General features: G+C 65.9%; 11 protein-coding genes and 2 tRNA genes. All 13 read right to left on the reverse strand.

What is annotated here, in order from left to right; translation table 11 throughout:
• Positions 1-126 precede the first annotated feature (126 nt).
• Positions 127-498 (reverse strand): 30S ribosomal protein S12, encoded by a 372-nt coding sequence (rpsL, locus tag ACPXY0_RS09870; protein WP_419164781.1) that lies wholly within the window; start codon positions 496-498, stop codon positions 127-129.
• A 211-nt stretch (positions 499-709) separates the two neighbouring features.
• On the reverse strand, positions 710-4957 hold the full coding sequence (gene rpoC / locus ACPXY0_RS09875; protein WP_423924380.1) for a DNA-directed RNA polymerase subunit beta': 4248 nt from the start codon (positions 4955-4957) through the stop codon (positions 710-712).
• A gap of 80 nt (positions 4958-5037) precedes the next feature.
• Positions 5038-9633, reverse strand: coding sequence for a DNA-directed RNA polymerase subunit beta (gene rpoB, locus ACPXY0_RS09880; RefSeq protein ID WP_423924381.1), 4596 nt, complete (start codon positions 9631-9633; stop codon positions 5038-5040).
• 188 nt (positions 9634-9821) lie between these two features.
• Entirely contained in the window at positions 9822-10196 is a 375-nt protein-coding gene (gene rplL / locus ACPXY0_RS09885; protein ID WP_419942235.1) for a 50S ribosomal protein L7/L12, read from the reverse strand.
• 69 nt (positions 10197-10265) lie between these two features.
• Positions 10266-10790: a 50S ribosomal protein L10 gene (rplJ, locus tag ACPXY0_RS09890; protein ID WP_419942236.1), complete on the reverse strand. Its 525-nt coding sequence runs from the start codon at positions 10788-10790 to the stop codon at positions 10266-10268.
• Positions 10791-10807: 17 nt separating this feature from the next.
• A complete protein-coding gene (gene rplA / locus ACPXY0_RS09895; protein WP_423924382.1) occupies positions 10808-11497 on the reverse strand; it encodes a 50S ribosomal protein L1 in 690 nt (229 codons plus the stop codon).
• A gap of 19 nt (positions 11498-11516) precedes the next feature.
• A complete protein-coding gene (rplK, locus tag ACPXY0_RS09900) occupies positions 11517-11948 on the reverse strand; it encodes a 50S ribosomal protein L11 (RefSeq protein WP_419942238.1) in 432 nt (143 codons plus the stop codon).
• Positions 11949-11996: 48 nt separating this feature from the next.
• The gene (gene nusG / locus ACPXY0_RS09905) at positions 11997-12578 is read right to left on the reverse strand and encodes a transcription termination/antitermination protein NusG (protein ID WP_423924383.1); all 582 of its coding nucleotides are present in this window, start codon (positions 12576-12578) and stop codon (positions 11997-11999) included.
• A complete protein-coding gene (secE, locus tag ACPXY0_RS09910; RefSeq protein WP_419164774.1) occupies positions 12571-12777 on the reverse strand; it encodes a preprotein translocase subunit SecE in 207 nt (68 codons plus the stop codon). Before secE ends, nusG begins: the two co-directional genes overlap by 8 nt.
• Positions 12778-12787: 10 nt before the next feature.
• Positions 12788-12937 carry a 50S ribosomal protein L33 gene (gene rpmG / locus ACPXY0_RS09915; protein ID WP_423924384.1) on the reverse strand — a complete coding sequence of 50 codons (150 nt, stop codon included), beginning with the start codon at positions 12935-12937 and terminating at the stop codon, positions 12788-12790.
• A gap of 84 nt (positions 12938-13021) precedes the next feature.
• Positions 13022-14215: an elongation factor Tu gene (gene tuf, locus ACPXY0_RS09920; RefSeq protein ID WP_423924377.1), complete on the reverse strand. Its 1194-nt coding sequence runs from the start codon at positions 14213-14215 to the stop codon at positions 13022-13024.
• 131 nt (positions 14216-14346) lie between these two features.
• Positions 14347-14429 (reverse strand) — tRNA-Tyr (locus ACPXY0_RS09925).
• A gap of 54 nt (positions 14430-14483) precedes the next feature.
• A tRNA-Thr gene (locus ACPXY0_RS09930) sits at positions 14484-14556 on the reverse strand.
• Positions 14557-14568 lie beyond the last annotated feature (12 nt).

A 14568-nucleotide genomic window follows, 5' to 3' on the forward strand; every position in this document is an offset into this window, starting at 1 on the left:
GAGAACTCGTACATGCAGCCAGAGCCCGGCCACGGACTCCGAGGCCGGGCCCTGTTTCACCTGCGGGTGAACCGCTCCGGACGACAGATCGTCCGGCCCGCTCGAATGTCCGGGGAGGACCCCGAACTATTTCCTCTTCTTCGAACCGTATTTCGACCGGCCCTGGTTCCTGTCGTCCACACCGGAAGCGTCGAGCGTTCCCCGGATGATGTGGTATCGGACACCCGGGAGATCCTTCACTCGTCCACCCCGAATCAGCACGATGCTGTGTTCCTGGAGATTGTGCCCTTCCCCTCCGATGTAGGCCGTCACCTCATAGCCGTTCGTGAGCCGCACGCGCGCGACCTTGCGCAAGGCCGAGTTGGGCTTCTTCGGCGTCGTGGTGTACACGCGGGTACAGACGCCGCGCCTCTGGGGATTCCCCTCCAGCGCGGGTGCCTTGCTCTTCTTCTCAACCTTTCGACGGCCCTTGCGGACCAACTGATTGATGGTCGGCATTCCCGCTCCATCGCTCCCTCCGGCCGCACCGGTGCGCCGATCACCGAACAAGGGCCCGGCCGTTGGGGAGAAAAAAATCGGGGGCGGATCAAAACCGGCCCCCGCGGCGACTGCCGACCGGTCGGTCGACAGAACACAAAGAGTAGTGACGCTACGTGCCGGTGTCAAGCGGCTTTGGGCCGTTTCGAGAGCGGCCGGCCGGAGGCGCGGATCAGGTCGTCAGCAGCGCACTCTCCTCCGGGGCCGTCTCCTCCTCCGCCTGGTCCCGAAGATCGGAGAAGAGGCTCCGGGGCGCTTCCTCGGGCAGCACCCGGCGGCGCATGGAATCGATCTGCGCCTTGAGCGAGTCGTCGATCAGGAACTCTATGTCGGAGAAACGGTGCGTCCCCGTCCCGGCCGGGACGAGATGCCCAATGATGATGTTCTCCTTCAGTCCCCGCAGCTGGTCCTTCGCCCCCCGTACCGCGGCGTCCGTGAGGACGCGCGTCGTCTCCTGGAACGAGGCCGCGCTGATGAACGATTCCGTCGTCAGGCTCGACTTCGTGATCCCGAGGAGAATGGGCTCGGCCCGGGCCGGCTTGCCCCCGCTCCCGAGCTCCCGGCGAGCGGCGTCGCGGAACACCATGCGATCGACGTGCTCGCTCTCCAGGAACTCCGTCGCTCCCGGGTCGGTGATGCGGACCTTCTGCAGCATCTGGCGCACGATGACCGCGATGTGCTTGTCGTTGATCCGCACCCCCTGCAGCCGGTAGACCTCCTGGATCTCGTTCAACAGGTACTCCTGGACGGCGCGCGGCCCCCTCACCCGGAGGATGTCGTGCGGGTTCACGGGTCCCTCGGAGAGCCGGTCTCCGGCGCGTACGAGGTCCCCTTCGTGCACGCGCAGGTGCTTCCCGACCGGGATCTGGTACACCATCTGCTCGTCGCCGTCCATCGTGACGATGATCTCGCGCTTCCCGCGCTTGATCCCGCCGAACGAGACGCGGCCGTCGACCTCCGTAATCGTCGCCGGGTCCTTGGGCCTCCGGGCCTCGAACAGTTCGGCGACCCGGGGCAGGCCTCCCGTGATATCACGGGTCTTGTACGCTTCCCGGCTGATCTTGGCGAGGACCTCGCCCGCGCTGATCGCCTGGCGGTTCTGCACCAGGAGCTGCGCGCCGACCGGGACGATGAACTCGCGGAGCTTCCCACCCTTCCCATCGACGATGTCGAGGACCGGGTGGAGCTTCTTTTCGCGGTCCTCGATGATGACCTGCTGGCGCCGGCCGGTCGCCTCGTCGAGCTCCTCGCGCACCGTCTCCTCCGGCACGATGTCGGTGAAGCGGATGCGACCCTTCTTGTCGGCCACGATCGGCTCGGAGTAGGGGTCCCAGCCGAAGAGCAGATCGCCGTGCGTTACCTCCACGCCGTCTTCAACGAAGAGCGTCGCGCCATACGGGACCGCGAGACGCGAGAGGATGCGATCGTCCGCGGTCTTCATGAGCAGCTCACCCTCGCGGCTCGTGACGATCGTATCGCCCGAGGGGTCCTCCACGGTCGTGACGCGCTCGAAGGCGACGATGCCCTCGAGCTTCGAGCGACGCTGCGTCTGCGCCGCGATCCGAGCCGCCGTCCCTCCGATATGGAAGGTCCGCAGCGTGAGCTGCGTGCCGGGCTCGCCGATCGACTGCGCGGCCAGGATCCCGACCGCCTCCCCCAGGTCGACAGGCCCCATCGTCGCCAGGTTGCGGCCGTAGCACTGCTGGCAGATGCCCCGCCGCGACTCGCAGGTGAGGACCGAGCGAATCCGTACCTGCTGGACCCCGCTCTCGTCTATGGCCCGGGCCCGCGCCTCCGTGATCATTTCGCCCGACTCGACGATGACCTCGTCGTCGATGGGATCGATCACGGCGTCGGCCGCGATGTTGCCCGCCACGCGATCCGACAGCGGCTGGATGATGTCTTCGCCCTCCTTCAGAGCCGTGACGTCCAGCCCGAGGATCGTATTGCAGTCCTCCTCGATGATCGTGACGTCCTGCGCCACATCCACGAGCCGCCGCGTCAGGTAGCCGGCATCGGCCGTCTTGAGCGCGGTGTCCGCGAGTCCCTTGCGGGCCCCGTGGGTCGAGATGAAGTACTCGAGTACGCTGAGGCCCTCCCGGAAGTTCGAGCGGATCGGGCTCTCGATGATCTCTCCGATTCCGCCCGTCAGCTTCTTCTGGGGCTTCGCCATGAGCCCGCGCATCCCCGCCAGCTGTCGGATCTGATCGCGCGAACCCCGCGCGCCGGAATCGAACATCATGTAGATGGGATTGAATCCCTCTCTCGAGCTCCTCAGCCCCCCCACCATGGCGTCGGCCACATCGTTGTTGGCGTGGGTCCAGGCGTCGATGACCTTGTTGTATCGCTCGCCGAAGGAAATCACGCCTCGGTGGTACGCCTTCGTGAAGCGATTCACGTCCTCCTGCGCCTCCCGGAGGATCTCCTGCTTCTCCGGCGGGATCTCCATGTCGTCGAGCCCGATCGAGACGCCGGCCCGGGTCGCGTACCTGAACCCGAAGTCCTTGAGTTCATCCAGGAAGATCGTGGTCTCCTCGAGGCCAGCCAGCCGGAACGACTGGAAGACGAGGTCTGCCAGCGCACTCTTGCCGAGCGTCTCGTTCACGTACGGCACCCGGTCCGGAAGGATCGCGTTGAAGAGAGCCCGTCCGACGCTGGTCACGATCCACTTCTTCTCGCTCTGTCCGTCGTCGGTCTTCTCCTCCACGAGGAGCCGGATCGGCAGGTGATAGTCCGGCGTCCCCTTGGCCGATCGCAGATATCCGGTTTCCAGTGCGAGTTCGACCTGCGCCGCGTCCGAGAAGTGCGGAAGATAGGTGCGGCTCTGCTGCGCCTCGAAGTCCGGCCGCACCTTCGTCATGTAGTAGCAGCCCAGGACCATGTCCTGCGACGGAGACGCGATCGGCCGACCGCTCGACGGCTTCAGGATGTTGTTGCTCGACAGCATGAGGACTCGCGCTTCGAGCTGCGATTCGAACGACAGCGGGAGGTGCACCGCCATCTGGTCGCCGTCGAAGTCCGCGTTGAACGCGGCACACACGAGCGGATGGATGCGGATGGCCTTCCCTTCGACGAGGACGGGTTCGAAGGCCTGGATCCCCAGCCTGTGCAGCGTCGGCGCCCGGTTCAGGAGTACGGGGTGGTCCTTGATGATGTCCTCGAGGACTTCGTAGACCGTCGGGTCGTCCAGCTCGACGAGCTTCTTGGCGCGCTTCACCGTCTCGGCGTGGAGACGCCGCTCCAGCTCGTGGATGATGAACGGCTTGAACAGTTCGACCGCCATTTTCTTCGGCAGCCCGCACTGGTGCAGCTTCAACTCGGGGCCGACGACGATCACCGAGCGACCCGAATAGTCGACGCGCTTGCCGAGCAGGTTCTGCCTGAAGCGACCCTGCTTCCCCTTGAGCATGTCCGACAGCGACTTGAGCGGCCGCTTGCCGCGCCCGCGGATCGCCTTCCCGCGCCGCCCGTTGTCGAACAGCGCGTCCACCGCCTCCTGGAGCATGCGCTTCTCGTTGCGCAGGATCACTTCCGGCGCGCGCATCTCGAGCAGCTTCTTGAGCCGATTGTTCCGGTTGATGACGCGGCGGTACAGGTCGTTGAGGTCGGAGGTCGCGAACCGGCCGCCGTCGAGCGGGACGAGAGGACGGAGATCCGGCGGAATCACCGGGATCACGTCCATGATCATGTGCTCCGGGCTGTTGCGCTTCGAGACTTCCTCGTCGCTGTTGCGGATCGCGTCGATGACCTTGAGGCGCTTCAGCTTCTTCTTCTTCCGGTGCTTCGAGGTCTCGTGCACGACCTCGTAGCGCAGCTGCTCGGCCAGTTCGTCGATATCGAGCTGGCCCAGCAGGGTACGGACCCCTTCGGCCCCGATCTCCGCGCGGAACGCCGTGTCCCCTTCCTCGCGCGCCTTGTCCGTCAGCTCCCAGTACTCATCCTCCTCGATCACCTGCTTGAACTCGACCTCCTGCCGGCCGGGCTCGGTGATCACGTACGCCGCGTAGTAGATGACCTTCTCGAGATCCCTCAGCTTCATCCCGAGCAGATAGCCCATCTGCGACGGGAGCGTCTTGAAGAACCAGATATGCGCCACGGGCACCGCGAGTTCGATATGACCCATCCGCTCGCGGCGGACCTTGGAGAGCGTGACCTCGACCCCGCACTTGTCGCAGATGTGGCCGCGGTACCGGATCCGCTTGAACTTCCCGCAGTGACACTCCCAGTCCTTGACCGGCCCGAAGATCCGCTCACAGAAGAGACCGTCGCGCTCCGGCTTGAACGAGCGATAGTTGATGGTCTCGGGTTTCGTGACCTCACCATGGCTCCAGGAGCGGATCTCCTCGGGGGCTGCGAGCTTGATCTGGATCCAGTCGAACTCGGCCGTGCCGCTGCTGCGCTGTCGCGGAAAATCGATCATCTGTCACCCTCTTGGTTCGTTCCGGATCCGGGCTCGCGCCCGGCCGCTCCGCCCGCCGCCCCTGGTCGAACGCCTGACGGCTAGAAGAGCGGGTCGGACTCGTCGCTCCCCAGCGTCACGCTCAGCCCCAGCGCCTGAAGCTCCTTGACGAGCACGTTGAAGCTCTCGGGAACCCCGGGCTTGGGCAGGTTGTCACCCTTGACGATCGCCTCGTACACCCGGCTCCGCCCGGTGACGTCGTCCGATTTCACGGTCAGCATCTCCTGCAGCGTATGCGCGGCCCCGTACGCCTCGAGCGCCCATACCTCCATCTCGCCGAAACGCTGTCCCCCGAACTGCGCCTTCCCGGCGAGCGGCTGCTGCGTGACGAGGCTGTACGGACCGATGGATCTCGCGTGGATCTTGTCGTCGACGAGGTGCGAGAGCTTCATCATGTAGATCTCGCCCACGGCGATGTCCGCCACGAACTCCTCGCCCGTGCGCCCGTCGCGGAGCCGCATCTTGCCGGTGGGGCGCAGTCCGGCGCGCTCCAGCAACTCCACGACCGCCGCGTCCAGACCCTCGGTCACCTTGCGGCGGCCCGAGAGAGCGGCGGTGTTCGGCCAGCCCGCGGCTTCCAGTTTGGCCGCTGTGGTCCCCCCCGATACATCGCGCACCGCGTGGAGGACGAACCTGGCCAGGCTCTGGAGGTACTTCGCCAGCTCGCCCTTCCCCGCCAGATAGGCGTCCAGCCCCCTTCCGAGGCCGGCGGCGTCACTCGACCCGTGATCGTCACCTTCCCAGGCCTGGATCTCGTGTACGATCTTCTGGATCGTCTGGTACGGGAGGTCGGGCGGGGCCACCTGCGCACCGAGGGTCCGGGCCGCCCAGTGCGCGCCCCCGATCTTCAGCAGCGCTCCGATCTCGTGTTCGGTCGCCCCCTGGAAGACGGGCGTATTCGCCTCGAACCCGAGCGCGTCGGCCGCCCACCCCAGCGTGGTCTCGAGGATCTGGCCGACGTTCATCCGGCTCGGCACGCCGAGCGGGTTAAGCACGATCTCGACCGACTGGCCGTCGGGCAGGACGGGCATGTCCTCCTCCGGCACCACGCGGGCGATGATGCCCTTGTTCCCGTGACGGCCGGCCATCTTGTCCCCGACCGAGATCTTCCGCCTCTCGGCGAGGTAGACCTTCACGAGCTGGACGACGCCCGGCGACAATTCGTCGGGCTGGAAGATCTTGTCGATGCCGTCCTCGGTCCGCTCCCGGATCTGCTCGACGCGGGCCCTGGCCTCCGCCACGACGCGACGGACGAGGTCGTTCGACTTGTCGTCCTCCACCTTGAGCGTGCCGAGGTCGACCTCTCCGAAATCGATGTCGCGGAGCGCCTCGAGGTTCAGCTTTGTGCCCTCGGCGAAGCAGGGCTCGAGGGCGCCACGGCGGAGACACAGGACCACCGTTTCTCCCTCGAGCAGTTCCGCGAGTTCCTCGTCGCGGGCATCGATAACGCGAGAGATCTCCTCCCGTTCGGTCTCGCGGAGTTCGGCGATCCGCTCCCCGTGCTCCCGCTCGAGCAGCGGGTCGTCGATCCGGCGCGAGAAGATCTTGACGTCGATCACGGTGCCTTCGACGCCGGGGGGCACGCGCAGCGAGCTGTCCTTCACATCCTTCGCCTTCTCGCCGAAGATCGCGGTGAGCAGCTTCTCCTCGGGCGAGAGTTCCGTCTCCCCCTTCGGCGTGATCTTCCCGACGAGGATGTCCCCCGACCTGACTGCCGCCCCGATGCGGACGATGCCCCGGTCGTCGAGGTCGACGAGCGCCTCCTCGGCCACGTTCGGGATCTCGCGGGTGATCTCCTCCATCCCGCGCTTCGTGTCCCGCACGTGGAGTTCGAGTTCCTGGATGTGGACCGACGTGTAGACGTCATCCTTGACCAGCCTCTCGCTGATCACGATCGCGTCCTCGAAGTTGTGCCCGAACCAGGGCATGAAGGCGACCAGCGCGTTGCGGCCGAGGGCGAGCGATCCTCCGTCGGTACCCGCTCCGTCGGCGATCACATCCGCGACCTCGACCGTGTCGCCGAGGCGAACGATGGGCCGCTGGTTGATCGCCGTGTCCTGGTTCGTGCGCCAGAACTTCCGCAGCCGGTAGCTGTCGTACTGCGTGAGACGGGCGAGCGGAATCTCGCCGGCCGCCTGACGCGGCCTGCCGGTATCGATCTCGATCTCGTCCGCCGTGACCCGCGTAACGACACCGGCGCGGCGCGCCAGCACGACCGCCCCGGAGTCCTTCGCCACCTTGCTCTCCAGCCCCGTCCCGACGAGCGGACGTTCGGGGAAGAGGAGCGGGACCGCCTGCCGCTGCATGTTGGACCCCATCAGGGCCCGGTTCGCGTCGTCGTGTTCGAGGAACGGGATCAGCGCGGGCGACACCGCGACGAGCTGATCGGGCGCGACGTCCATGAAGTCGATCTCTTCCGGCGGCAGGAGCGGATAGTCGTCGCGGCGCCGGCAGAGGACGAGGGACCGCGCGAAGGTCCCATCGGGATTCAGCTCCGCATTGGCCTGGGCGACGGCGTACTCCTCTTCCTCGCTGGCCGAGAGCCAGACGAGTTCCTCGGTCGACACCTTCTCGTCGACGACCCGGCGATACGGGGTCTCCAGGAAACCCAGCTCGTTCAGGCGGGCGTAGGTGGTCACCGAAGTGATGAGCCCGATGTTCGGCCCCTCCGGGGTCTCGATCGGACACATCCGGCCGTAATGAGAGTAATGCACGTCGCGCACCTCGAACCCCGCACGCTCCCGGGTCAGGCCGCCGGGCCCGAGCGCGCTCAGGCGGCGCTTGTGCGTGAGCTCCGCCAGCGGGTTCGTCTGGTCCATGAACTGGCTGAGCTGCGAGCTGCCGAAGAAGGCCTGAATGACGGCGCTCACGGTGCGCGCGTTGACGAGATCGTCGATCGAGATCTTGTCGGGATCGCTGTTGATCGACATGCGCTCGCGCACCAGACGCGCCATGCGCGACAGTCCGACGGAGAACTGGTTGGCAATCAGCTCTCCGATCGAGCGTACGCGCCGGTTCCCGAGGTGATCGATGTCGTCGGTGTAGCCGCGGCCCTCGTGCAACTCGATGAGGTAGCGGATGATCGCGACGAAGTCCGAGGGGTCCAGGACCACGAGGTCGTCCTTCGGCGCCTCGAGGCCCACCAGCCGGTACACATCCTTCATGCGGTGGTTGACCTTGTGCCGCCCGACCCGCCCCAGATCGTATCGCTTGGGGTTGAAGAAGAGCCGGTCGAGCGCCCCCCGGGCCGTCGCCAGATTCGGCGCTTCGCCGGGCCGGACCAGCGAGTAGATGGAGTGCAGCGCGGCCGCCTCGCTCGAAGTCGGATCCTTGGCCAGGGTGTTCCGGAGGAGCGGCGACTCCCCGCGCGGGCCACCGGTGAAGACGAGCGCCTCGCGGACGCCGCCCGCCTTCAGCTCCTCAAAGAGCCGCGTATCGAACGGGACACCCTCCTCGGCAAGCACCTCGCCCGTTTCCCTGTCGACCACATCCCCGGCGAGCTGCGGATTCGCACTCCAGTCGCGCCGCATGGCGAGGTCCTCGTACGTCCCGCGCAGGGCCACGAAGGTGGCGCTTGAGTAAACCTCGACCTCGGAGACGCCGGCACGCGCGAGGCGCTCGATCGCTTCATCGGTCAGCATCTCGCCGCGCCGAACCATGAACGCCTCGTCGTCCTCGAACGTGGCGACACTCTCGATCCCCGCCTCGGAGGCGCGGTTCACGAGTTCGTCGGCGATCCGGTCGCCGGCGGCCCCGATCGCCTCCCCCTCCGCCGGAGCGGGGAGATCTTCCGCCAGCCAGCGAGGCCGTTCCGAGTCCGTCTCGAGTTCGTCGAGTCTCAGAGATGTCGGCTCTTCCCCGAAATCCTCATTCGGGATGCTCCGGGCGACCAGCGTGCCCGTGAACTCGCGGCGCGCCGCCCCCTCTTCCTCGTGGGCTTCGATTTGCACGACCCGGCGCCTGTAGAACAACTCGAGGATGTCGACGCTCCGTCCGTAGCCCAACGCCCGGAGCAGCGCCGTGGCCGGGAACTTCTTCTTCTTGTCGATGTGGACGTGGATCACGTCGTGGATGTCGAGCGTGAACTCGACCCATGAACCGCGGAACGGAATGATGCGGGACGAGTAGAGGCGCGTCCCGTTGGGATGCACGGTCTCCTCGAACACGACCCCCGGGGAACGGTGCAGCTGGCTCACGATGACGCGCTCGGCGCCGTTCACGACGAACGTGCCCTGCTCCGTGAGCAGCGGAAGGTCGCCCAGATAGACTTCCTTCTCGAGGATGCTGCCGGGGCGCTTCTCGCCGTCCTTCCCGACGGTCTCGAAGATGACGAGCCGGAGCTGCGCCTTCAGGGGCGCCGAGTACGTCATGTCGCGCTCGATGCACTCTTCCACGGCGTACTTCGGCTCTCCGAGAGCGTAGCTCACGAATTCGAGCGAGAAGTTCTCGTTCACGTCCGTGATCGGGAAGATCTCGCGGAAGACCCGTTCGAGACCCAGGTCCCTCCGGTCCTCCTCGCTCTCTTTCGTCTGCAACAGACGCTCGAAGGCCACTCGCTGCACGTCCAGGAAATGCGGCATGTATATCGGACGGTCGAGCTTGGCGAACGAGACTGCGGGTCTGCCGTTTGCCGTCAAATCGTACCTCCCCCGGGAACCGCTCGTTTACATCGGAGATGCACAGAAGCCGGGGCCGACGACGAGCGGCCGCTCCGGTTCATGCACCGTGAGGGGTCGGACCGCGACACCGCGGCCGCGGCCGCGGTCAAGCCGCGGTCCGAGGCATGGAGTTCGGTGCCGGATCCCGCCACGCTCTGCCAGCGTGACTACTTGAGATCCGCCGTGGCGCCCTGCGCTTCGAGCTTGGACTTGATCTCTTCCGCCTCCTCCTTGGACACGCCTTCCTTGACGGGTCCGGGGGCGTTGTCAACGACGGCCTTCGCCTCCTTGAGTCCGAGGCTCGTAACCTGGCGGACGACCTTGATCACCTGGATCTTCTTGTCGCCCACCGCCGTCAGCATGACGTCGAATTCCGTCTTCTCCTCCTCGGCGGCGCCACCATCGCCGCCGGGCCCGGCGACGATGGCGACCGGCGCGGCGGCCGTGACCCCGAAGGTCTCTTCCATCCTGTCTTTCAACTCGGCGGCTTCCAGCACCGTCAGCGAGCCGATCTGCTGCAGAAGGTCTTCGATTTTGGACATGTTCTACCGTTCCCTCGATCCTTTATGCACGCATTCCGCGCACCCGCACGCCGCGGGCGCGCCCCCACCTCAAGCGGCCTGGTTCTTCTTGGCGACCTGTTCGATCATGTCCGCGATGTCGCGGATGAGCGCCCCCAATGCACCGGCGATGCCGCCCACACTTGCCGTCAGCCCACCGGCGATGCCGCCCAGCAGCACCTCGCGCGGCGGGATATCGGCCATTCGTCCGACATCCTCCGGCGTCGCCTCCACCCCGTCGATGACGCCTATCTTCACCACTGGTCGATCCTCGTGCGCCTTCGCGAACTCCTTGAGGATCCTGGCCGGAACGACGGGGTCGGATTCGCTGAACACGAGCCCCGTGGGGCCCTCCAGATGCGGACTCAGGTCCGGAAGGTCCACATCCTCGAGCGCCCGCTTCATGAGCGTGTTCTTTACGACCCGGTAGGTCAGCCCCTGCTCTCTGAGCCGGGCCCTGAACTCCGTGACCGCCTTCACGTTCAATCCCGTGAAATCGGTCAGGTAGATCGTCCCGTTCTCCTCGAGCTGTTGGCTCAGTTCGCGGGTGACGCGCTGCTTTTCTTCGAGTCTCATCGATATGCCGGTTCGATCTACCGATAAATGTCTTCGTCGACGGAAACACCGATGCCCATGGTGCTCGCCACGGTGACGCTCTTCACGTATCGCCCCTTCGCCGCGGCCGGTCTCAACCGCACGATCTCGTCCATGAGAGCCCCGAAGTTCCCGGCCAACTGGTCGATTTCGAAGCTCACCTTGCCGATCGGCGCGTGGACGTTGCCCGTGCGGTCCACCCGGAACTCGATCTTGCCGGCCTTCGATTCCCGGATGGCGCGCCCCACGTCCATCGTGACCGTGCCCGCCTTGGGTGTCGGCATGAGGCCGCGGGGACCGAGTATGCGACCGAGCCGGGCCACGTTCTTCATGAGGTCCGGCGTCGCGATCGCGACATCGAAGTCGAGCCACCCATCCTGGATGCGGGCGATGTAGTCCGTGCCCACGTAGTCCGCTCCGGCCGCCCGGGCCTCCTCCTCCCGATCCGCCGGGACGAGCGCCAGTACGCGGACGGGACGTCCCGTGCCAGCCGGCAGGATGACGGTGCCGCGCACGATCTGGTCGGCCCGTCGAGGGTCCACTCCCAGACGCACCGCGGCCTCCACTGTCTCGTCGAAGTTCGCGAACGCCATCGTCCGGACGCGTTCCAGCGCTTCGCGAGGCGCGAGCGAACCGTTCCGCGAAGCGGTCGCGGCCGCCGAGCGGTATTTCTTGCCGCGTTTCGGCATCTTCCCCGATTTCTCCGGATCAGTCCGCGCGCTCGATCCCCATGGATCGCGCGGTGCCCTCGATCATCCGCATCGCGGCTTCCTCGTCGGCCGCGTTCAGATCCTTCATCTTGATCCGGGCGATCTTGCGCAGCTGATCACCCGTGACCTTCCCCACCTTCTCGCGGTTGGGCTCCGCCGAGCCCGAATCGAGACCCAGTTCGTTCTTGAGCAGCTCCGCCGCCGGTGGCGTCTTGGTGATGAAGCTGAACGTCCGGTCCTTGTAGACCGTGATCTCGACCGGGATGATCGTGCCCGCGTCCTGCTGCGTCTGCGCGTTGAACGTCTTGCAGAAGTCCATGATGTTGAGGCCGTGCTGGCCCAACGCCGGACCGACGGGCGGAGCGGGGTTCGCCTGCCCACCCGGAATCTGCAGCTTGATGAATCCCGTGGCCTGCTTCTTAGGCGGCATCTAGCCGTCCGTGTCGATGGGTTGCCGGCCGTGTGCTGCGCGGGGCATTCAGAAGCCCTGCAGCTGCGTGTAGTCGAGTTCGACCGATGTGGGGCGCCCGAACAGGCTCACCTGCACGCGCACCTTTCCCTTCTCTGCCAACACTTCCTCCACCGTTCCGCTGAAATCACTGAACGGTCCCTCCATCACCTCGACGACCTGTCCCGGACGGAACGGGATCTCCGCTTCCGGGCCCGCCTGTTCGAGTTCGTCCGCGACGCCGAGGATCTTGTTCATTTCCTCGGTCTTGAGGGGCTGCGGCGCCTTCCCGCTGCCCACGAACTTGATCACGCCGGGGACGTTGTTCACGACGTACATCGTGTTCTGATCCAGCAGCATCTGGATGAGCACGTACCCCGGGTAAAGCCGCTTCGTCGACTTGACGCGCTTGCCGCCCTTGATCTCGACCACTTCCTGGGTCGGGACGATCACATCCCGAATCGGCGGTTCTCCGTCGTACTGCTGGATCTTCTGCTCCAGGAGGATCTTCACCTTCCGCTCATGGCCGGAGTAGGTCTGCAGCGCGTACCACCGCGGATCGTCGTTCGGAGCGCCCGTCGTCCCGGCCTCCGCGCCCGTTCGCTCAGCCACTGAAGGCTCCGACGACGAAACGAACGAACGCCGCGAACACGGAGTCCATGGCGCCGATGATGACCGCCATGATCATGACGAAGATCAGGATGCCGATCGTCGCGCCGCGCAGCTGATCCCTGTCGGGCCACGTGACGCGACGCATCTCGACCTGCACCTGCTCCGCGAACTCCTGGGTTCTCCTGACGATCCCGGCCAATCGAATCTCTCTACCGCGTTTCTTTGTGCGTGGTGTGGCCGTCACAGCGCCGACAGTACTTCTTCCGCTCGGCCCGCTGCGGGTGCGTCCGCCGATTCTTCGTCGTCGTGTAGTTTCGTTCTTTGCATTGCGTGCATTCGAGCGTGATCTGAACCCTCATTTATGCGTCCCCCGAAGATCGTGGCCGAACTCCGACGAGCGGCCGAGCGGCGTGAATGGTCCGCGTCTCGGCCGGGGCGTCGAGCTAGTCGTGGATGGCGGTGACGACGCCGGCACCCACCGTCCGTCCGCCCTCGCGGATCGCGAAGCGGAGGTTCTCCTCCATCGCGATCGGCGTGATCAGCTCCACCGCCATGTTCACGTTGTCTCCCGGCATCACCATCTCCACCCCCTCCGGCAACGCCGCCGATCCCGTCACGTCCGTCGTCCGGAAGTAGAACTGCGGCCGATAGCCGTTGAAGAACGGCGTGTGACGGCCCCCCTCGTTCTTCGTCAGAACGTACACCTCCGCGCTGAACTTCCGGTGCGGCGTGATCGACCGAGGGTGCGCGACCACCATCCCGCGCTCCACCTCCGTCTTCGCCACGCCCCGCAGCAGCAGACCCGCGTTGTCCCCCGCCCGGCCCTCGTCCAGGATCTTCCGGAACATCTCCACGCCCGTCACCACCGTCTTCTTCTCCGAGCCCAGTCCCACCAGCTCCACACCCTCGCCCGTCTTCACCACCCCGCGCTCGATCCGGCCCGTCACCACCGTCCCGCGGCCCGTGATCGTGAACACGTCCTCCACCGGCATCAAAAACGGCTTGTCCGTCGCGCGCTCCGGCACCGGAATGTATGTGTCCAGCGCCTCCAGCAGCTCCGCGATGCACGCCGTCTCCTCAGCCTCCGGATCCCCGCTCCCCAGCGCATGCAGCGCCGATCCGCGGATCACCGGCACGTCGTCGCCCGGAAACTCGTACTCGCTCAACAGCTCCCGTACCTCCAGCTCCACCAGGTCCAGCAACTCCTCGTCGTCAACCTGGTCCACCTTGTTCAAGAACACCACGATGTACGGCACGTTGACCTGGCGGGCCAGCAAAATGTGCTCCCGCGTCTGAGGCATCGGTCCGTCCGCCGCCGACACCACCACGATCGCCCCGTCCATCTGCGCCGCGCCCGTGATCATGTTCTTCACGTAGTCCGCGTGGCCCGGACAGTCCACGTGCGCGTAGTGCCGCGCCTCCGACTCGTACTCCACGTGAGCCGTCGCAATCGTGATCCCCCGCTCCCGCTCCTCCGGCGCCTTGTCGATCTGGTCGAACGGCACGAACTGCCCGTAACCCCTCGCCGCCTGCACCTGTGTGATCGCCGCCGTCAACGTCGTCTTCCCGTGGTCCACGTGTCCCACCGTGCCCACGTTCACGTGCGGCTTCGTGCGCTCAAACCTTTCCTTCGCCATCGCCCCTGTTTCTCCTCACGGCGAGGTTTCGCCCGGTGCGGGTTCGCCTCTTGCGCGCCTGCCCGCCGCGCGCGATCCACCTGGCCCTCACGCGGGCTACGCCCTTTGTTTCGTCAGTTGCTCGACAAGAATGGTGGGGGGAGGATTCGAACCTCCGAAGGCATAAGCCAGCAGATTTACAGTCTGCCCCGTTTGGCCGCTTCGGTACCCCACCCACCGACGCCGTACACCCGATCGCTTCGGGGTGGCTGTTCGTCCGACTCGACCGAGCTGGCGGTGGGACTCGAACCCACAACCTCCGGATTACAAATCCGACGCTCTACCGGTTGAGCTACGCCAGCGACCCGTCCACG

The organism is Candidatus Palauibacter sp. (genome assembly GCF_965237495.1).
Taxonomy (GTDB): Bacteria; Gemmatimonadota; Gemmatimonadetes; order Palauibacterales; family Palauibacteraceae; genus Palauibacter.